The organism is Enterocloster aldenensis (genome assembly GCF_003434055.1).
In the GTDB taxonomy this organism is placed as follows: Bacteria; Bacillota; Clostridia; order Lachnospirales; family Lachnospiraceae; genus Enterocloster; species Enterocloster aldenensis.
This window is the reverse complement of the sequence record NZ_QVEX01000048.1, coordinates 607-1,197: the sequence shown is the minus strand read 5'-3', so window position 1 is coordinate 1,197 and position 591 is coordinate 607. Positions and strand designations below refer to the sequence as shown.

The window sequence follows — 591 nt, the reverse complement described above, 5'->3', positions numbered from 1 at the left end:
TAAACGATGAGTACTAAGTGTTGGGAGTCAAATCTCAGTGCTGCAGTTAACGCAATAAGTACTCCGCCTGAGTAGTACGTTCGCAAGAATGAAACTCAAAGGAATTGACGGGGGCCCGCACAAGCGGTGGAGCATGTGGTTTAATTCGAAGCAACGCGAAGAACCTTACCAAGTCTTGACATCCCCCTGACCGGCACGTAACGGTGCCCTTCCTTCGGGACAGGGGAGACAGGTGGTGCATGGTTGTCGTCAGCTCGTGTCGTGAGATGTTGGGTTAAGTCCCGCAACGAGCGCAACCCTTATCCTTAGTAGCCAGCACGTCGTGGTGGGCACTCTAGGGAGACTGCCAGGGATAACCTGGAGGAAGGTGGGGATGACGTCAAATCATCATGCCCCTTATGACCTGGGCTACACACGTGCTACAATGGACAGAGCAGAGGGAAGCGAAGCCGCGAGGTGGAGCGAAACCCAGAAAACTGTTCTCAGTTCGGACTGCAGTCTGCAACTCGACTGCACGAAGTTGGAATCGCTAGTAATCGCGAATCAGCATGTCGCGGTGAATACGTTCTCGGGCCTTGTACACACCGCCCG

The 591-nt window shown here is 54.0% G+C and carries 1 rRNA gene (only partly in view); it reads left to right on the top strand.

Going from position 1 to position 591, the window contains the following annotated elements:
• A 16S ribosomal RNA gene (locus tag DWX59_RS28415) occupies window positions 1-591 on the top strand; its annotated part runs 148 nt beyond the window's last position; the annotation flags it as partial.